Origin of the sequence: Actinospineispora acaciae DSM 45401 (genome assembly GCF_000620785.1) — a bacterium.
Taxonomy (GTDB): Bacteria; Actinomycetota; Actinomycetes; order Mycobacteriales; family Pseudonocardiaceae; genus Pseudonocardia; species Pseudonocardia acaciae.
On sequence record NZ_JIAI01000004.1, the window covers coordinates 183,170 to 201,405 of the forward strand.

At 71.3% G+C, this 18,236-nt stretch carries 19 protein-coding genes; 8 read left to right on the forward strand and 11 right to left on the reverse strand.

Features of this window, described 5'->3' with window-relative positions; all coding sequences use genetic code 11:
• Window positions 1-16: 16 nt before the first annotated feature.
• Window positions 17-1,087, forward strand: coding sequence for a sensor histidine kinase (locus tag N912_RS0121005; protein ID WP_281176283.1), 1,071 nt, complete (start codon window positions 17-19; stop codon window positions 1,085-1,087).
• On the opposite strand, the gene vanX is transcribed toward N912_RS0121005, so the two are convergent.
• Genes vanX through vanH form a run of 3 tightly spaced genes read right to left on the reverse strand, consistent with a single transcriptional unit; the run spans window position 1,077 to window position 3,670 of the window.
• Window positions 1,077-1,688: a D-Ala-D-Ala dipeptidase VanX gene (gene vanX, locus N912_RS0121010; protein ID WP_028923947.1), complete on the reverse strand. Its 612-nt coding sequence runs from the start codon at window positions 1,686-1,688 to the stop codon at window positions 1,077-1,079. The genes N912_RS0121005 and vanX overlap by 11 nt on opposite strands.
• The gene (vanA, locus tag N912_RS0121015; RefSeq protein WP_028923948.1) at window positions 1,678-2,724 is read right to left on the reverse strand and encodes a D-alanine--(R)-lactate ligase; all 1,047 of its coding nucleotides are present in this window, start codon (window positions 2,722-2,724) and stop codon (window positions 1,678-1,680) included. The genes vanX and vanA overlap by 11 nt, the downstream gene beginning before the upstream one ends.
• The gene (vanH, locus tag N912_RS0121020; protein ID WP_064745337.1) at window positions 2,717-3,670 is read right to left on the reverse strand and encodes a D-lactate dehydrogenase VanH; all 954 of its coding nucleotides are present in this window, start codon (window positions 3,668-3,670) and stop codon (window positions 2,717-2,719) included. Before vanH ends, vanA begins: the two co-directional genes overlap by 8 nt.
• A 192-nt stretch (window positions 3,671-3,862) precedes the next feature.
• Between vanH and N912_RS0121025 the strand changes: the two genes are divergently transcribed.
• A complete protein-coding gene (locus tag N912_RS0121025; RefSeq protein WP_028923950.1) occupies window positions 3,863-4,762 on the forward strand; it encodes a LysR family transcriptional regulator in 900 nt (299 codons plus the stop codon).
• Here the strand turns inward: N912_RS0121025 and N912_RS62135 are convergent.
• The 5 genes from N912_RS62135 to N912_RS0121050 form a co-directional block, all read right to left on the reverse strand.
• Entirely contained in the window at window positions 4,738-4,950 is a 213-nt protein-coding gene (locus N912_RS62135; protein WP_028923951.1) for an SDR family oxidoreductase, read from the reverse strand. The genes N912_RS0121025 and N912_RS62135 overlap by 25 nt on opposite strands.
• A 7-nt stretch (window positions 4,951-4,957) precedes the next feature.
• On the reverse strand, window positions 4,958-5,722 hold the full coding sequence (locus N912_RS0121035) for an oxidoreductase (protein ID WP_028923952.1): 765 nt from the start codon (window positions 5,720-5,722) through the stop codon (window positions 4,958-4,960).
• 120 nt (window positions 5,723-5,842) lie between these two features.
• Window positions 5,843-6,391, reverse strand: coding sequence for a hypothetical protein (locus tag N912_RS0121040; protein WP_028923953.1), 549 nt, complete (start codon window positions 6,389-6,391; stop codon window positions 5,843-5,845).
• A gap of 120 nt (window positions 6,392-6,511) precedes the next feature.
• Window positions 6,512-7,048 (reverse strand): VOC family protein, encoded by a 537-nt coding sequence (locus N912_RS53515; RefSeq protein WP_051580537.1) that lies wholly within the window; start codon window positions 7,046-7,048, stop codon window positions 6,512-6,514.
• Window positions 7,049-7,058: 10 nt separating this feature from the next.
• Complete coding sequence (locus tag N912_RS0121050; protein ID WP_051580538.1) at window positions 7,059-8,612, reverse strand: GMC oxidoreductase; 1,554 nt, start codon at window positions 8,610-8,612, stop codon at window positions 7,059-7,061.
• A 150-nt stretch (window positions 8,613-8,762) separates the two neighbouring features.
• Between N912_RS0121050 and N912_RS53520 the strand changes: the two genes are divergently transcribed.
• Both N912_RS53520 and N912_RS0121060 read left to right on the forward strand, forming a co-directional pair.
• Window positions 8,763-10,313, forward strand: coding sequence for an APC family permease (locus N912_RS53520; protein WP_051580539.1), 1,551 nt, complete (start codon window positions 8,763-8,765; stop codon window positions 10,311-10,313).
• A gap of 76 nt (window positions 10,314-10,389) precedes the next feature.
• Window positions 10,390-11,127 (forward strand): dienelactone hydrolase family protein, encoded by a 738-nt coding sequence (locus tag N912_RS0121060; RefSeq protein ID WP_028923955.1) that lies wholly within the window; start codon window positions 10,390-10,392, stop codon window positions 11,125-11,127.
• A 26-nt stretch (window positions 11,128-11,153) separates the two neighbouring features.
• On the opposite strand, the gene N912_RS0121065 is transcribed toward N912_RS0121060, so the two are convergent.
• On the reverse strand, window positions 11,154-11,519 hold the full coding sequence (locus N912_RS0121065) for an ArsR/SmtB family transcription factor (protein ID WP_028923956.1): 366 nt from the start codon (window positions 11,517-11,519) through the stop codon (window positions 11,154-11,156).
• 26 nt (window positions 11,520-11,545) lie between these two features.
• On the opposite strand from N912_RS0121065, the gene N912_RS0121070 reads away from it, so the two are divergent.
• Complete coding sequence (locus N912_RS0121070; protein ID WP_051580540.1) at window positions 11,546-12,643, forward strand: cation diffusion facilitator family transporter; 1,098 nt, start codon at window positions 11,546-11,548, stop codon at window positions 12,641-12,643.
• 113 nt (window positions 12,644-12,756) lie between these two features.
• Here the strand turns inward: N912_RS0121070 and N912_RS0121075 are convergent, their stop codons facing one another.
• On the reverse strand, window positions 12,757-13,503 hold the full coding sequence (locus tag N912_RS0121075; RefSeq protein ID WP_028923958.1) for an IclR family transcriptional regulator: 747 nt from the start codon (window positions 13,501-13,503) through the stop codon (window positions 12,757-12,759).
• A 169-nt stretch (window positions 13,504-13,672) separates the two neighbouring features.
• Between N912_RS0121075 and N912_RS0121080 the strand changes: the two genes are divergently transcribed.
• Window positions 13,673-14,917 (forward strand): MFS transporter, encoded by a 1,245-nt coding sequence (locus N912_RS0121080; protein WP_245645364.1) that lies wholly within the window; start codon window positions 13,673-13,675, stop codon window positions 14,915-14,917.
• Window positions 14,914-16,089, forward strand: a complete 1,176-nt coding sequence (locus N912_RS0121085; RefSeq protein ID WP_028923960.1) for an FAD-dependent monooxygenase — start codon at window positions 14,914-14,916, stop codon at window positions 16,087-16,089. Before N912_RS0121080 ends, N912_RS0121085 begins: the two co-directional genes overlap by 4 nt.
• Before the next feature lie 2 nt (window positions 16,090-16,091).
• Here N912_RS0121085 and N912_RS0121090 read toward each other — a convergent pair whose 3' ends face one another.
• The gene (locus tag N912_RS0121090; protein WP_028923961.1) at window positions 16,092-17,066 is read right to left on the reverse strand and encodes an AraC family transcriptional regulator; all 975 of its coding nucleotides are present in this window, start codon (window positions 17,064-17,066) and stop codon (window positions 16,092-16,094) included.
• An 83-nt stretch (window positions 17,067-17,149) separates the two neighbouring features.
• On the opposite strand from N912_RS0121090, the gene N912_RS60545 reads away from it, so the two are divergent.
• A complete protein-coding gene (locus N912_RS60545; RefSeq protein WP_051580541.1) occupies window positions 17,150-18,214 on the forward strand; it encodes an LLM class flavin-dependent oxidoreductase in 1,065 nt (354 codons plus the stop codon).
• Window positions 18,215-18,236 lie beyond the last annotated feature (22 nt).

The following is an 18,236-nucleotide window of genomic DNA, read 5'->3' on the forward strand; positions in this document are numbered from 1 at the left end:
GGACAGGCAGCCCGGCATGAGCGTCCGCCTCAGGCTCACCCTCAGCTATGCGGGGTTCCTCATGCTCGCGGGTGCCATGCTGCTCGGCGCGGTCTGGGTGTTCCTGCTGCGGGACGTGCCGCTGCGAAATCTCATTCCCCGCCTGGCCTACTTCCCCCTCGTCTTCGATCCGAGCAACGCCGGCCCCATCATCTTCGGCCCGGCGGCGGTCCTGGTGCTCACGTTCCTGCTGGTGTTCGGCCTGGTGGGAGGGTGGATCCTCGCCGGCAGCATGCTCGCCCCCCTCACGCGCATCACCAATGCCACCCGCATGGCCGCGGCCGGATCGCTCTCGCACCGGGTCCGGCTGCCGGGACGCGCGGACGAGTTCCGCGAGCTGGCCGACGCGTTCGACGCCATGCTCGCGCGGCTCGAAACGCACGTCGCCGAACAGCGGAGGTTCGCCGCGAACGCCTCCCACGAGCTGCGCACCCCGCTGGCGACCACGCACGCGCTGCTCGACGTGGCCCGCAACGACCCGAGCCGCGACACCGGCGAGCTCGTCGAACGCCTCCGCGCCGTCAACACCAGGGCGATCGACCTCACCGAGGCGCTGCTCCTGCTCAGCCGCGCCGACCAGCGGTCCTTCGCCCGAGAACACGTCGACCTGTCCCTCGTGGCGGAAGAGGCCGCCGAAACGCTGCTCCCCGTCGCGGACAAGCGCGGCGTCACCATCGAGACCTTCGGCGACATCACCCCCGCCAGCGGCTCACCCGCGCTCCTGCTGCAGCTCGCGACGAACCTCGTTCACAACGCGATCGTCCACAACCTGCCCGACGGGGGCGCCGTGTGGGTCAGCACCGGCGTTCGCCCCGGGAGCGTGGTGCTCACCGTCGAGAACACCGGCGAGGAGCTCACCCGGGAGTTGGTCGCCACGCTCGCGGAGCCGTTCCAACGCGGCGCCGAACGCGTACGCACCGACCACGCGGGTGTCGGCCTCGGCCTGGCCATAGTCAGGAGCATCGCCCAGGCGCACGACGGAGCCCTCACCCTCACCCCCCGCCCCGGCGGTGGGCTGCGCGCCACCGTGGAACTGCCTACCGTGTGATCGGGAAATCGAAGTAGGTGTCCGGGTAGGGTTCGTCCTTCAGCGAGTAGTGCCACCACTCGTACTCGTATGAGCGGAAACCGCAGTCCTCCATGACGGAACAAAGGTATTGCCGGTTCTCCGCCTCGACCTGCGCGATTCCTTGTGCGCCATGATGCGAGATCGGATCCATCAGGTCATGGTCGCCGCCCATGGGGGCGAGCTCACCGGTGGTCAGGTGATACAACGTCAGGTCGACCGCGCCGCCTCGGCTGTGGCCGGACCTGGCGGCGACGTATCCCCTCTCGAACATCTCGACCCTGTCGATGTTCGGATAGTGTCGCGTCTTCGTCCGGCCGTCCTCCGGCTGTTGTGACCAGCGCACGAAGCAGTCCACGGCGCGTTGCGGGCGATAGCCGTCCCAGAGAAGCAGGCCGAAGCCGAGGGACGCGGCCTTTTCCCGCACGCTTTTCAGGGCCGTGCACAGGGCTGTCGTCCCGACCACCCGATTGACCAGGTAGCCGTCGACCGGCTTGCCGGTGAAGTTGGCCCAGGTGGCGTACCTGGCATCCCACCGTATTCCGGGTACGAACTCGTCCACGAAGACGAAGTCATCGATCACCGTTGGTTTCCCCCAGGGTCAACGACACCATCCGGTCGATCACTTCGGAGAACGGCAGTCCGGCGGCGGTCATCATTCTCGGATAGCGGCTGTACGGGGTCATGCCGGGCAGGGTGTTGACCTCGTTGAGCACCACCGAACCGTCGTCCTTCAGGAACGTGTCCACCCGCGCGAGCCCCCGGCAGCCCATGGCGCGATAGATGGCCTTTGCGGTCTCCTGGACGAGCGCGCGCGAATCCGGCGAGATGTCGGCCGGGACGATGAAAGTCGCGTTCTCGGAGCCGCTTTCGGGCGCGCTCTCCTGGTGGATCCTGAAGAAGCCGTGAGACAGTGCGACCTGGTCCACCTCGCCCGCGATCAGGTCCGTGTCGTTCCCCAGTATCGCGCACCCCACCTCGCTGCCGACCACCGCCTCTTCGATCAGCACCTTCGAGTCGTACTGTCGTGCCGTTTCGATCGCGCTCGACAGTTCTTCTTTCGTGGACACCTTGCTGACCCCGAAGGACGAACCCGAACGGGCCGGCTTCACAAAGACGGGATAGGCGAGCCGGTCGGGGTCGACGGTGTCGCCCGCCATGACAATCCGGTAGTTCGGTGTGGCGATTCCCGCGCTGCTGGCGACGGTGTAGGTAAGGGTCTTGTCCATACACACGGCGGAGCTCTGGATGTCGCAGCCGACGTAGGGGATGCCGGAAAGCTCCAACAGGCCCTGGATCGCGCCGTCCTCGCCGAGCTTGCCGTGCAGCACGGGGAGCACGACGTCCAGGCCGATCGCCTCGTATTTCCCCTCGTCCAGGACCAGCAGGCCGCGCACGTCCCGGTCCGGTGAGAGCACGGCCGGGCGGCCGGCGTCGTTCTCCCAGTCCGCGCCGGGGCCGTCACACAGCCTCCAGGCACCGCCCTTCGTGATCCCGATCCAGTACGGTTCGTACCGGCCGGCATCGAGGTTCTGTTCGACCACCCGCGCGGACTTGACGGAGACGGGATGCTCCTCGCAGGCGCCGCCGAACAGAATCCCGACCTTCAACCTATCCATGCCGTCTCCCACTTTCGAATTCCAAGCAGTTGATGATGCTGTTCTCGACTGTGTCGCTCAGGGCGTGGTCCGTGTAGTAGGCGGTGTGTGGGCTGATGAGCACGTTCGGCATCCGCTGTAGCCGCAACAGGAGCCCGCTCTCGATGGGCTCGTTCCTGCGGTCGGCGTAGAAGATGCCCTCCTCCCCTTCCAGGACGTCCAACGCCGCGCCGCCCAGGTCACCGCATTCCAACGCCGCGACGAGCGCCTCGGTGTCGATCAGCGGCCCGCGTCCGGTATTGACGACGAACGCGCCGCGCCTCATCCGCGCGATACGTTGGCGACCGAGGAGATGGTGCGTGTCCGCGGTGAGCGGGGTATGGAGGGTTACGATGTCGCTCTGCCGTAGCAGCTCGTCAAGGGGAACGTAGTCGGCGGCGGCCCTGGGACAACTGTCATGAGCCACAATGCGGGCGCCGAAACCCCGCAGCCGGTCTATGACCGCCGCGCCGATGCGCCCCGTTCCGATGACCCCGACGGTCAGGTCGCGCAGTTCCCTCCCGCGCACGTCGTTGAGCCTGTAGTCATGGACGTCGGCGCTGCGGACCATGGGCTTCGCGTGTCGTATCGCCATCAGCATCAACATCAACGTGTAGTCCGCCACGCTGTCGGGCGAATAGGCGACATTCTCAACGGAAATGCCGACGCTCGCCGCATACTGCACATCGATATGGTTGTAGCCGATGCTCCTCGTGGATATGTACCTCACGCCGGCCCGACCGAGCGCGAGAAGGGTGGAGTTCGTGATCCGAGCCTTGTGACCCACGCTGATGCAGCGGTTTCCGGATGCCAGCTCGACATTGGCCTCGGACACCGCCGCCTCGGTGATCGCCGGCGCGACGCCGAAGCGAGGCGCCAACTCCCGGAACAGCACGGCCTCGTCCGGCGCGCAGCAATAGACGGTCATTCCCACTGCCGGGGCGGCCGAGGTCGCCGTCGAACCGGGGCGGCGGGCCGCTGTTCGCGCTGGCTCGCTGTAGGTCATGCCGCCCAGTCAAGACAGCGCGGTGTTGCCGGTACGTATCCGGTTTTCGATACGCCGACGATATGTTACCGACGAGTAGCGTCGAGGGCGCGGCGCTCACGTACGCTCACAACGGTGAGCCTTCGTCAGTTCGAGTACGCCCTGGCCGTTGCCGAGGAGGGTTCGGTGACGGCGGCGGCGGAGCGGCTGCACGTCGCCCAGCCGTCGATGTCCCAGCAGATCCGTGGCCTGGAGCGGGAGCTCGGCGTGAGCCTGTTCGCCCGCACCCCGACCGGGCTGGTGCCCACCGTGGTCGGCCGGGCGTTCCTGCGGGAGGCGGAGGCGGCGGTGAACGCCGCGCGGCGGGCGAGGGAAACGGCGCGCGCCGGCGCCGACGAGCTGGTGGGCGAGCTGGTGGTCTCGGTGCAGATGGGGTTCGGCACGCGGCAGCTGCCGGCCGCGCTGGGCGCGCTGCGCCGCCGTTTCCCCAGGCTGGAGGTCACCGTGTTCGAGGAGCCCAGCTCCGCCGAGCTGGAGCGGCTGTGCCGGCGCGGCGTGCTGGACCTCGCCCTGATGGCGGCCTGCAAGCGCAGCCCCGCCGACGCCCACCACCTCGGCGACGAGGAGTTCGTCGCGGTGCTGGGCGCCGGGCACCCCCTGCTCGCCGCCGACCGGGTCGAGCCGCGCGAGCTGGCCGGGGAACCGTGGGTGCGGTTCGACCGCGACAGCGCGCTCGACGGCGTGCTGCTGGACGTGCTGCGGGACAACGAGCTGCCCCCGACCACCGTCGCCAGGGTGTCCCAGACCGCGACGGCCGTGCGCTGGGCCGCGGACGGGCTGGGGGTGACGCTGGTTCCGGCCTCGGCGGTGCCGGACGGTTACGAACACCTCGTTCGCCCGGTGTCGCCGGCCGTGTACCAGCCCGTGATCGCCGTGCTTCGGCAGCGCCCGGGCCCGGCGGAGACGGCCCTGCTCGAGCTGCTGGGCCAGCAGACCTGGTCCGACGCGGCTCAGAGCTCGGCGCCGGTGGTGTAGGTCGCGTCGAAGGCGAGGAACGCGGCCGCGACGGCGATCTCCTCGGGGGTGCCGAACCGCCGCATGGGGTTGTCCGCGACCCGCTCCGCCTTGAACCGCGCGGCGGCCTCCTCGGTCATCCCGTGGCCCAGGATTCCCGTGTCGATGGGGCCGGGGCTGACCGCATTCTTGTCGCGGCATCTGTCCATATCGGCATCAGCCCCTGGGAAACTCGCCGCCGTCGACGACGAGATTGCTCCCGGTCAACCAGCTCGCCTTCTCGGACACGAGGAACAGCACCGCGTGGGCGATGTCGTCGGGCCGACCGTCGCGCCCCAGCGGCGTGGTCGCGGTGCTCTGTTCCGACGCCCCGGCCAGGCTCGCCCACCGCTGCCGCGTTTCCTGGCCGCCGGGGGTGGCCGTCCTGCCGGGGGTCACGGTGTTCACCCTGATCCCGAACGGGGCGAGTTCGAGCGCCAGCCCCCGGCTGTAGTTCTCCAACGCCGCCTTCGCCGCCGTGTAGTGCAGGAACGGTGCCACCGGGGCGGGGACAGCGGCCGAGGACACGTGCACGATCGCCCCCGAACGCCGTTCCCGCATCCCCGCCGCCAGCAGCGAGTCCAGCCGCACCGACGCCAGGAAGTTCAGGTCAAGCGCGTCCTGCCACGCTTCGTCGGGGATGGCCGAGCTGCCCTCGTACGGCCGCGCTCCGCCCGCGTTGTGCACCAGCACGTCCACCCCGCCGAGCGCCTCCCGCGCGGCCTCCGCGAGCGCCCGCGCCCCGGCCCGGGTCCGCACGTCGGCCGGCACGAAGCTGGCCCCTTCCGGCACCGTGCTCGTCCCCGACCTGGCGGTCGTGAGCACCTTGGCACCCTCGTCCAGGAGCTGGCGCACAATGGCCGCCCCGATCCCGCGAGAACCGCCTGTCACCAGAGCCCGCTTCCCGGCCAGCTCGCGCGATCCGTTCTCAATTGTGGCCATCGCCACCGTTCCTTTCGACGAAGAAGAACCCCTTTCTCACGCTACGTCTGAAAAGGAACGAGAGACAAAGACCAAAAGTCAGCGGACGATATAGGGAGTTCCTATAGGCCTGGTACCGCGCTAGCGGTCGAGGCTCGCGCGCAGACGGCCAACCCGTCGGTGAACGCGCCACGACCGCAGCTGGTGGAGCAGTATGCCCCAGCCCACCGCCACGAGGCCGCAGTTACTGAAGTCTCTGGCGGCGTTGCACACCGCCAACATGAGCAGTACGCCGCCGGTAACGAGATCAGACACGCTCTTGCGGGGCACGTATTCAAGGCGGTCGGAGGCCAGCCGAGCGGCTGCCGACTGGATCTGTCGATCGGCTGGTACGGGGCCGCATACCGCGGCGCACACCGCCTCCGCGCCCTGCGCGTCGGTGGCCGACGGGCCAATCAGCTCGTGCGCCCGGTTGCGCGCGCGGCGTATCCGGCGAGCGTTGTACAGCGCCACGAGCCCGCCGCACAACACCCCGAACAAGACTCCCCACGCTCCCCAGTCGAGCAGTTCACGCACTGTGCCCACGTGAAAGAAGGTGCCGCCGAGCCCCGTAGCGGTGACAATGCCGGTGACTGCCAGCCCGCTCAAGGAATACCCCGAGTACCACAGGTGCGTCAGAACAAATCGCACCGTTCCCCCCTGTCCGCCACAGTTGACGACCTCGGCGTATCCCCCTTGAGCATTCGATGGTAGGTCCTTGTCCGACCTCCCGCATGGCCACCATGACGGCGCCGCAATATGCCGAAGCGACTAGTCCCAGGATTCGGCCGGCGGTGCGACGCCCGCGGCGGGCAGGCCGTCGTAGAAGCCGTCGCCGGAGTACGAGGTCATCTCCAGGTGCAGCCCCCAGGAGGTCCGCAGGTAGAACCAGCGCTGGCCGGCGACCGGGGCGTCGGGGTCGACGCCGTTGGGACCCGCCATCAGGGTGACGGAGGGGACCTCGCGGAAGTAGGCGTAGGCCGCGTCGATGTCGTCGACGTAGAAGGCGAGGTGGTGGCCGCCGATGTCGCTGTTGGCCGGGGGTGTGGTGCGCTGGTCGGGGCTGGTGTACTCGAACAGTTCGAGGTTCATGGTGCGGCCGAGGCGGATCATGGCCAGCCGGCAGGAGGCGTCGGGGTGGACGTCCAGCCTGGTCCTCATCGCGGCCGGGCCGGTGAAGGGGCCGTCGGTGAAGACCAGCCGGCCGCCGAGGTGCTCGGTGAAGAAGCGGACGGCGTCGTCCAGGTCGGGGACGGTGAAGGCGACGTGGTCCACGCTGCGCAGGGTGGGGACCCGGTTCGAGGTCATGGTCTTCCTTTCACGCGGTGAGCTCGCCGGCGGCGGCGGTCCGCAGGGCGAGTGCGGCCACCGTCGGCGCGGGGTTGACGGCGGCCGAGGACACGAACGGGGAGCTGTCGACGATCCAGAGGTTGTCGACGTCGTGCGCGCGCAGGCCGGGGGTGACGACGCTGGTGGCTGGGTCGGTCCCCATCCGGGCGGTGCCGCACTGGTGCGAGCTGGCCTCGATGCCGAGCTCCTGGTGCAGCACGACGGGATAGCCGGCGCGCCGCGCGACGTGTTTCATCCGCTCGACCAGCCGGCGGTGCGCCCGCAGGTTGGTGGCCTTGCGCGCGAGGACCACCCGGCCGCCGGCGCCGAGCGTGACCCGGTTCTGCAGCAGCGGCAGGTCCTCGGACTGCAGGAACAGGTCGATCGTGTGGCGGGTGACCGCGTCGAGCACCGGCAGCGGGATCCGCTTGCGGGCGTTCTTGACCATCGGCCCCCGGATCTTGCCGAGCCCCTGCACGTTGCCGAGCGGGTACGGGGTGTCCGGCCCGGCGGAGTACCAGTCGTTGATGCCGATCGTCTTCTGGAACACGACGTCGTTGCGCCGGCGCGGGTCGGCGGCAAGGAAGAACGTCGTCACGTGAGCCATGTAGTTGCGTCCGACCTGGTCGGAGGCGTTCGCGAGCCCGTTCGGGTGCGCGTCGGAGGCGGAGCGCAGCAGCAGCGCCGCCGAGTTGACGGCGCCGGCGGAACAGACGAACCGGCCGGCCTCGATGCGCACGGCCCCGGTCCGGTGGCGGGCGTGGGCGGCGACGACCCGCCGGCCCGAGGGGTCGGTCTCCAGCCGCTGCACGGCGGCGTTGGTCAGGATCGAGACGTTGCCCGAGCGCAGCGCCGGGCGGACCGCGCTGACGTCGGCGTCGCCCTTCGCGTCGACAAGGCACGGGAACGCGTCGCAGGTCGCGCACCGCACGCAGGCGCCGTTCTCCCCCAGGTCCACCGCCTGCGGCAGCCCGAACGGGTGCAGCCCCTGGGCGCGGACCGCCGCCGCGAAGCCCTCGATGGCGGGCTCGTGGCCGATGAACGGGTGCGGGAAGTCCGTCGAGCGCCACGGGTCGGTCGGGTCGTCGCCCAACGTGGCGTGCACCCGGTAGATCCGTTCGAACTCGGCGTAGTGCGGTTCGAGGTCGCGGTAGGTGAGCGGCCACGCCGGTGACACGCCGTCGACGTGCTCGACCTCGCCGAAGTCGTGCTCGCGGAAGCGGGGCATCGTCGCGCCGTAGAACTTCGTGCTCCCGCCGACGTAGTGGTAGTTCCCCGGCAGGAAGCCGCGCCCGTTCGGCTCGTACCAGTGGGCGGAGTTCTTGTACCGGTTCTCCATGTGCACCGCGCGGGGCGACCAGTTCTGCGGCTCGCGCGGCAGGAAGTCGCCCTGCTCGACGATGAGAATGCGGGCGCCGCTGTCGCGCAGCGCGTAGGCGAGCGTGCCGCCACCCATGCCGGAGCCGATGATCGCGATGTCGTAGCGAAGGGTCGGCTCGGGATCGGTGATCACCGAGGCGAGGTGGTCGGTCAGTTCGGGCATCGTCGCACGGTAGCCCGGCCGCCGGGGCGCGGCCCATGCACAGCCTGTGCAGCCGTGCCCGGCGATGTGTCACAGGTTGGGCGCTGCGCCGGGTGGGGTGAGTTGCCGAGACTGCTCCCCAACCGTCAGCGCCGATCAGGAGGATCCGAGATGAACGGCCCACCGACCGACGACGAGCAGCTCAGGGCGCTGGGGTACGAACAGAAGTTCACCCGCGAGATGAGCCTGTGGGCCACCTTCGCCCTCGGCTTCCTCTACCTCTCGCCGCTGGTCGGTGTGATCGCGCTGTTCGGCCAGGGGCTGTCCACCGCCGGCCCGCCGTCGATCTTCTGGATCGTGATCGTGGCGGGCGGGCAGTGGCTGGTCGCGCTCGTGTTCGGCGAGGTCGTCTCGCAGTACCCGCTGGCCGGCGGGCTCTACCAGTGGGCGCGGCGGCTGTGGGGCGGCCGGTACGCCTGGTGGCTGTCCTGGGTCTACCTGTTCACCGTCATGATCGGCATTACCACCACCGCGTTGTTCAGCGCCGACTTCGTCGCCAGCCTGTTCCTGGGTACGGCCGAGGACCCGGGCGCCTCCGCCGCGCACAGCCCGGGCGCGACGCTGCTGATCGCGGTCGTGGTCGCGGCGCTCGGCCTGGTGCTCAACGCGACGGGGACCAAGACGCTGGCCCGCATCGCGAAGATCGGGCTGGCCGCCGAGCTGGTGGGTGTGATCGCTGTCGGTCTGTACCTGTTGGTGTTCCAACGGCACAACTCGTTCTCGGTCCTGTTCGACAGCATGGGCACCGGGGCCGGCGGCTACTTCGGCCCGTTCCTGGCCGCGTCGCTGGTCGGGCTGCTGCTGTTCTACGGCTTCGAGGCCTGCGGCGAGGTGGCCGAGGAGGTGCCGAACCCGGCGCGCCGCATTCCGTTCGCGATGCAGCTGACGGTGCTGGTCGGTGGCGGCGCGGCGCTGCTGGCGTTCGCCGGGTACCTGCTGGCCGCGCCGGACCTTCCGGCGATCGTGTCGGGCGCGGACGCCAAGCCGATCCCGTCGATCCTGCAGGCGGCGCTGGGGACGGTCGGGACGAAGATCTTCCTGGTCATCGCGCTGACGTCGTTCCTGGCCTGCGTGATGGGGCAGCAGGCGGCGGCGAGCCGGCTGGTGTACTCGTTCGCCAGGGACCGGATGTTCCCGGGCAGCGGGTGGTTCGCCGTGATGTCCGCCCGGCGGCGGGTGCCGTTGCGGGCGCTGCTGTCGGTGAACGCGGTGCCGGTGCTGTTGTTCGTCTTCGCCTACTTCGCCCCGGACTCGATCTTTCGGATCGCGGCGTTCCAGATGCTCGCCGGCTACTGCGCGTTCCAGATGGTGGTGCTCGCGGCGCTGCGGGCCCGGCTGCGCGGGTGGCGCCCGGCGGGGCCGTTCACGCTGGGCCGGGCCGGGCTGCCGGTGACCGTGGCGGCGCTGGGTTACGGGGTGCTGGCGATGGTGGTGCTGAGCCTGCCCAGCGGGGATGCGGACCTGCCGTTCTACGACCGGTGGATCGCGCTCATCGGGTTCCTGGTGGTGGCGGTTGCCGGCCTGGTCTATCTGCTCACGGCCAGGCCGGACCGGGCCTCCGACGCGCCCCAGGGCGATGCGATCGAGGTGGCCGAGCGGATGCGGGCGCGGCGGCGGCAACCTGACGCCGCCCTGGACCGCGCGCCCGCCGAGCGAAGCTGACACCGCCCACGGCGCGAGTTCCGCCGGCGGTGAAACCCGGCCCGACCGGGCACAACGCTCACTACCGTCCGGTCTCATGACGACGGTTACCACGCGCACGGTCGAGTACCCGGCCGACGGTCTGACGATGATCGGGCACCTCGCGCTGCCGGCCGGTATCGACCGACGGCCCGCGGTGCTGCTCGGTCCAGAGGGCACGGGGCTCAGCGACGTCGAGCGGCGCCGGGCCGACGCCCTCGCCGAACTGGGGTACGTGGCGCTCGCCTTCGACATCCACGGCGGGCGCTATCTGGGCGACCCCGAGGAGATGCTGGCCCGTTGCCTGCCGCTGCTCGACGACCCCGACCGGATGCGGGGCATCGGCCACGCGGCGCTCGATGTGCTGCGCGCCGAACCGCGGGTCGACCCCGACCGGATCGCCGCCGTCGGCTACGGCACCGGTGGCGCGATCGCGCTGGAACTCGGGCGCGACGGCGTCAACCTGCGCGCGATCGGGACCGTCAACGCACTGACCACCGGCCGGCCGGGGGAGGCGGCGCGCATCCGCTGCCCGGTGTGGGCCGGGGTCGGGTCGGAAGACCCGATCATGCCGCCCGCGCAACGGGACGCATTCATGGCCGAGATGCAGGTCGCGGGCGTGGACTGGCGCCTCGTGGTCTACGGCGGCGCCCTGCACGCCTTCCACCACCCGCCGGTCGACCATCCCGTGGTCCCCGGCGTCGGCTACCACCCACGGCATGCGCGGCGAGCCTGGCACGACGTCGTCGACCTGCTCGCCGAGTGCCTGCGGTCGTCGCCCTGTCCCGACCGATGATCGGCCTCGACCGTCGGTGCTGGCCGTCAGCGCTCGGCGTAGTGGTGCGGGATGTGGTCCACCAGGTGCCCGGCGAACTGGTAGGCCTGTTCGACCAGCTCGCGGAGGTGGTCGCTGGTGATCCGATAGACCACCCGACGGCCGTCGCGGCGGGTTTGGACCAGGCCGGCGATGCGCAACCGGCCCAGGTGCTGGGACACCGAGGAGCGGGTCGCGTCGACCTGGGCGGTGAGCGTGGTGACGTCCTGCTCACCCTCGGCAAGCAGGCGCAGTAGGTGCAGGCGGACGGGTTGGGCGAGGTGGCCCAGTACGTCGGCGGCGAGCTCGAGCCGGTCGCCGGTGGTGGGTTGTCGCAGCGGGCTCGCACCTGCCACGTTGTTGTGCGCGCGCATGGTTGCATGATGGCGGGCGGTCGCGCATGCTGGCAAACGTGGGCTCGCACGGTCATGGGCACGGTCATGGGCACGGGCATGGACATGGACATGGACATGGACATGGACATGGACATCGGCATGGGGCCTGGGGGGCGTTGCGGTCGGTGTTCAGGCCGCACAGCCATGACGCGGCGGACTCGGTGGACTCGGCGCTGGAGGCGAGCGCGGAGGGCGTCCGGGCGGTGAAGATCAGTTTGGTGGCGCTGGGGGCGACCGCGCTGGCCCAGGCGGGCGTCGTCGTGGTCACCGGGTCGGTGGCGCTGCTGGCCGACGCGATCCACAACTTCTCCGACGCGCTGACGGCGGTGCCGCTGTGGATCGCGTTCGTGCTCGGCCGCCGGCCGGCGTCGCGCCGCTACACCTACGGGTACGGGCGCGCCGAGGACCTGGCCGGGGTGTTCATCGTGGGGATGATCGCGCTGTCGGCGGTGGTGGCGGGCTACGAGTCGATACTGCGGTTGGTCTCGCCCCGGCCGATCGACAACATCGGCGTGCTGGTGGCCGCGGGGCTGGTCGGGTTCGTCGGCAACGAGCTGGTCGCGGTGTACCGGATCCGGGTCGGGCGGCGGATCGGCTCGGCCGCGCTGGTCGCCGACGGGCTGCACGCCCGCACCGATGGCTTCACCTCGCTGGCCGTGGTGCTCGGCGCGCTCGGGGTGCTGGCCGGGTTCCCGCTGGCCGACCCGATCGTCGGGCTGCTGATCACCATCGCCATCCTGTTCGTGCTGCGCGGCGCCGCGCGCGACATCTACCACCGGCTGATGGACGCCATCGACCCCGCCCTGGTCGACACCGCCGAGGCCAGCCTGCGCGCGGTCCCCGGCGTGCTGGACGTGACCTCGCTGCGGCTGCGCTGGGTCGGCCACCGCGTCCGGGCCGAGACCTCCATCGCCGTCGACCCCGGCCTCGGGATCGTGGCCGCCCACGACATCGCCACCGAGGCCACCCACCGGCTGCTGCACGACGTACCGAAGCTGGTGGCCGCGTCGGTGCACGTCGGCCCCAGCGCCGAGGACTGGCGCGACCACCACGCCGCGATCGCCCACCACCCGCAGGCCCTGGAACCCGGCGCGATCCGCTGAGACGCCGAGGTGGCGCAGGGGTGTGCGAGGTCGGGGTGCGGTGTGCTGAAACGCGCGACTCAGTGTGCTGAGACGCCCGACTCGCGGGGTGGTGGGAAAGGCGAGTGCGCGCTTCAGGGGGCGGTGGTGCGGGAGATGCCACGGCCGGCCAGGACCACGGCGGGGGTGAGCAGGTGGGTCGCCGGGTCGGCGCCCACGACGGAGAGGGCGGCCACCACCCGGTTGCGGGCGTCGGTGATCCGGGTCGCCACCGAGTGGGCGCCCCGGCTCATCTCCTCGCGCACGACGGCGACGCCGGTTCGCCGGCACTCGGCGAGGGCGGCGCGCAGCTCGGCCGGGTCCGTGGTGGTCGCGGGGGTGTAGCGGGTCAGGCCGTCGGCGGTGACCTGGGCGAACAGGTCTTCGTCGGCGTGGGCGAGGAGTACCTTGCCGACGGCGGAGGCGTGCAGCGGCAGCCGCCCGCCGACCTGGGACACGACGGGCACCGCGTGCGGGGTGGAGATCCGTTCCACCACGAGCGCCTCGGCGCCGTCCAGGACGGCCAGCTGGACGTGCTGCTGGGTGGCCGCGTGCAGGTCCTCCATGACGGGCATCGCGCGCACCCGCAGCGGCAGCCCCCGGGGGTTGAGCGCGCCCAGCTCCCAGAGGCGCAGGCCCGTCACGTAGGCGCCGCCGGGCAGCCGCTCCAGCGCGCCCCAGCCGACGAGCTCGCCGACCAGCCGGTGCGCGGTGGCGTGGCGCAGGCCGGTGAGCCGGCAGATCTGGGTGAGCGTCAGGTCCGGGTGTGCGGGGGTGAACGCGCCCAGGATCGCCAGCGCCCTGGACAGCACCGTGCGGCCGCGCTCGGGGCTGTTCGCCATGGCGTCCCGCCTCCCCACGACAGCCAAGAATGTCCGTTCACCGGACATCATGCTGCCCGACCGGACCGCGGCGCCGGAAGGTGTGTGCCACCTCCCCAACGGCGTGGTCAGGAGATGCCCAGTGGCTGTCACCGGTTCTGTTCCGACACGGGTCCGCAGCACGTGGTGGGTGCTGGCGATCTGCTGGGTGACCATCGTGGCGGACGGCTACGACCTGATCACCTTCGGTTCGGTGCTCCCCGACCTGCTGGCCTACCGGCCGTGGGGCCTGACCCCGGCCCAGGCCGGCCAGCTCGGCGGGTTGGCGCTGCTCGGGACGCTGGTCGGCGGCGTCGCGGTGGGCACGCTCACCGACGTCCTCGGCCGGCGGCGGATCATGTTGGGCTGCCTGGTGTGGTTCTCGGTGGCGATGCCGCTGACCGGCCTGGCGCCGAACCCGGAGATCTTCGGGCTGTTGCGGTTCGTCACCGGGCTCGGGCTGGGCGGGGTGGTGCCGACGGCGATCGCGCTGACGATCGAGTACTCCCCGACGGCGCGGCGGCAGTTGCGCAACGCGGTGATGTTCTCGGGGTACTCGGTCGGTGGGGTGCTGGCGGCGGTGCTCGCGATAGTGGTGTTACCGGTGGGAGGTTTCCGCGCGATGTTCTTCATCGGGGCGGCGCCGCTGGTGCTGGTCGTGCCGGTGGCGTACCGGCTGCTGCCCGAGTCGGTCGCGTTCCTGGCCGCCCGTGGCCGGATGGCGGAGGCCCGGCGGTACGCCGCCCGCTACGGGCTCGAACCACCGGAGCCGCCGTCCGGAGCCACGGCCGGGGCGTGGCGGCTCGACTCGGTGCGGGTGTTGTTCTCCGGCAGGTACCTGCGGGCCACCGTGCTGTTCTGGCTGATCTCGGTGATCGGCCTGCTGTTGGTGTACGGGCTGAACACCTGGCTGCCGGAGCTGATGCGCCGCTCCGGGTACTCGATGGGCTCGTCGTTGGCCTTCCTGCTGGTGTTCAACGCCGGCGCGGTGGTCGGGGTCATCGGGGCCGGCGCCCTCGCGGACCGGGTCGGCGAGCGCACCGTGATCTGCGGGTCGTTCCTCGTCGCGGCGGTCTCGGTGCTGGTGTTCGCGCTGCGCCCGGCCACCGCGCCGCTGCTGGTCGCGGCGGCCGCCGCCGGTTTCGGCGCCAACACCCAGACGCTGGTCAACGCCTTCGTCGGCGGCTACTACCCGGCGTCGGCCCGCGCGACCGCGCTGGGCTGGGAGTTCGCGGTCGGGCGGATCGGCGCGATACTCGGTCCGGTGTACGGGGGCGTGATCGTGACCGCCGTGGCCACCGGGGCGCTGGCCCCGAGCTGGAACCACTACGCGTTCGCCCTGCCCGCGCTGCTGGCCGCCGGCCTGGTCCTGCTCGTCCCCCGGGAGGTTCGATGAGTCCGCGCGTGGCGGTGGTGGGTGGCGGCATCGGCGGCCTGGCCTCGGCGGCGATGCTGCACCGCGCCGGGATCGAGGCCACCGTGTACGAGCAGGCGGGCGCGCTCACCGAGGTCGGTGCCGGGCTGGTGGTGTCCCCGAACGCCGCGCGCCTGCTGCGCCGGATGGGCCAGCTGGACCGGTTCGCCGAGCGGGCGGTGCCGCTGCGGGTCGGGTGGGAGTTTCGGCGCTGGGCGGACGGGCGGGTGCTGTTCAGCCAGCGGCTGGGCGAGCTGTGCGAGCGCCGCTACGGCGAGCAGTGCTACGTCGCGCACCGCGCCGACCTGCTCGACGTGCTGCGCGCGGCGGTGCCCGAGGCGTCGCTGCGGCTCGGGCGCCGCCTGGTCGGCATGCGGGTCGGCCCGGACGGCGTCGAGCTGGACTTCGGCGACGGCTCGCGGGCGGTCGCCGACGCGGTCGTCGGGGCCGACGGGGTGCACACCACCGTCGGGCGGTTCGTGGCGGAGGCCGGCCCGCCTCGGCTGTCCGGGCTGTGCGCCTACCGCTGCCTGGTGCCGGCGGACCGGGTTCCGGCGTTCGCGCTGCGCCCGGTCCAGACGCTGTGGCTGGGGCCGGACCACCACCTGGTGCACTACCCGATCCGGGCCGGGGCCTTGGTCAACATCGTGGCGTTCGGGCCGGCGCGGGGCTGGCAGGCCGAGTCGTGGTCCGCCGAGGGGCGCATCGAGGACCTGCGCGCCGAGTTCGCCGGCTGGGCCGACGAGCTGACCGCGCTGCTGGCCGGCGCCGACCGGGTGGGCCGCTGGGCGCTGCTGGACCGCGACCCGCTGCCCCGCTGGACCCGAGGCCCGGTCGCGCTGCTCGGCGACGCCGCGCACCCGATGTTCCCGTTTTTCGCCCAGGGCGCGGCGCAGGCGATCGAGGACGCCGCGGTCCTCGCCGGCTGCCTGGCCCGCCGGCCGGACGACCCGGCGGCCGCCGTGCGGCGCTACGAGGCGATCCGCCGCCCGAGGGTCGGCCGCGTGCAGGCGCTCAGCCGGGACCGGCAGCAGAGCAACCACCTCCCGGACGGGCCGGCCCAGCGCGCTCGGGACAGCTCGTTCGCCGGCGAGGACCCGTTGACGCACAACGGCTGGATCTACGGCTACGACGCCGAGCACGCCGCTTCCTGACGTCAACGGCGGCGGGCCGTGCGCGACGGCGGCTCGCCGAAACGCCGCTGGTAGGCGGCCGAGAAGCGGCCCAGGTGGCCGAACCCGAACCTCGCCGCCGTGGCGCTGACCGAGTCCGAGGTCTGGGTCAGGTGCCGGCGGGCGGCGTCGAGCCGGCGCTCGCGCAGGTGCCTCATCGGGCTGGTGCCGAGGTGTTCACCGAACGCGCCGGTCAGCGTTCGGGCGCTGTAGCCGGTGGCGGCGGCGATGTCGCCCAGCGTGATCGGCTCGGCGAGGTTGTCCTCGATGAACTCCAGTGCCCGGCGCACCGACCGGGGCCTCGGCGGCGACTGCCCGGTGCGCAGGGCCTCGCTGTAGCTGTGGCGGTGGGTCAGCAGCAAGGCCGTCGCGAAGGTCCGCAGCTGCCCGAGCCGCATCGCCGGGTGGTCGGACAGGGAGTGCCCGGCGCCGAGCTGGTCCAGCATCGTGTCCAGCACCAGCCGCAGCCCGTCGGACCGCCGGTGTGCCAGGTCGAGGGCGAAGTCGAACCGCACCGGCCCGTCGGGCGCGGCGCCGAGGAGGTTGGCGAGCTCGCGCTCGACCAGGTCGCGGTGCAGCCGGATCCCGACCGTCCGCGTGCCGGACAGCGCGGGGGCGAGATGGTGCACGTCGCCGGGGTTGAACACGCCGATGAGGTCGGGCCCGCCGACGATGCGCTCCTCCCCTTTCGCCGAAAGCAGATCACCCGAGATGACCACGTTGACGAAATACGAGGACTCCGAGCCTCCGCCCGCGATGTCCACGCAGATCCGCGAGTCGACGAAACCCACGGTGAACTGATCGGTGACGATTCCGCGCACCTCCGCCGGGGAGTGCGCCGGCAGCAACCCGCCGGCCCGGATGTCGCTGCGAAAAGTGCGGCAGAGGGCGTCGATCAGTTCGGCGGGATCCTCGGTACGGGTGACGGGGTACCGCCGCAGAATCGCCGTCGACGCCATTTCTTCAGTTTACCTCCAAAACTGGATATCGCTCGCCACGAATGGATAGCTCGACAGCGCCGCGGTTCATAACATCCCGAACCATGAGCGCGCTGAGCCACGACCCGGATGTGATCAAGGTCGTCCACACCTACGGCGTGGGCCTGCACACCACGGAGACCGACCCGGACGTCCACGACCCGCAATGGCAGCGGCGGCAGGTGCGCGGGTTCGTCGAGTTCGCGGTCCAGGCCGAGGCCCTCGGGTTCGACGGGATCACCGTGACCGAGCACCACGCGCCGTCGATGACCTGCCCGTCCCCGCACCTGCTGCTGGCCGCGGCGGCCGAACGAACCACCCGGATCCGCATCGGCACGGCCGTCACCACGCTCCCGCTCTACAGCCCGATCCGGGTGGCGGAGGAGGCCGGCACGCTGGACCTGCTCAGTGGCGGCCGGTTCGAGCTGGGCATCGGCCGGGGCGTCCCCGGCGAGACGCTCATGGCGACCGGACGGGACCTCGACCCCGACCGGCTGATGCGGCAGTGGCTGGAGGGCCTGCGGCTGCTGTGGACCGCGCTGACCGAGCGGGACTTCACGTTCGACGGCGAGTTCACGCAGGTCACCCGGCCCACCACCATCGCGACCCGGCCGTTGCGGGACCCGTTGCCGGTCTGGCTGGGCGGCGCGAGCCTGGACTCGATGGGCCAGGCGGCGCAGCGCGGCTGGAACATCATGCGCAACTTCGGCACCCACGAGGACCACCGGAACGCCTTCGAGCACTACGTGAAGACCGGCGCCGAGCACGGGCACTCGCTGTCGGGGGCGAACCTCATGATCGAGCGCTTCGTCGCCCTCGGCGAGACCCCCGAGCGTGCCGAGCGCAACCTCGACCGCATGACCAGGGCGTACGGGCGGTTCATCGCCGTCTACACCGCGGGCGGGCTGCGCGCCGTGCCCGAGACGGACGCCGAGTTCCACCTCGACAACGCCGCCAGGAAACGGCGACCGGTCATCGCGATCTCGGGAACCCCGGAGGAGATCGTGCGGAGCCTGCGGCAGACCGTCGAGGAGACGGGCGCCCGCCGGCTGCTGGTCGAGACGTTCTCCTCCGACGAGATGGAGCTGTTTGCGCGCGAGGTCCTGCCCGCGCTCAGGGAACACCCGTGAACACAGTTCTCGACGCGATCGA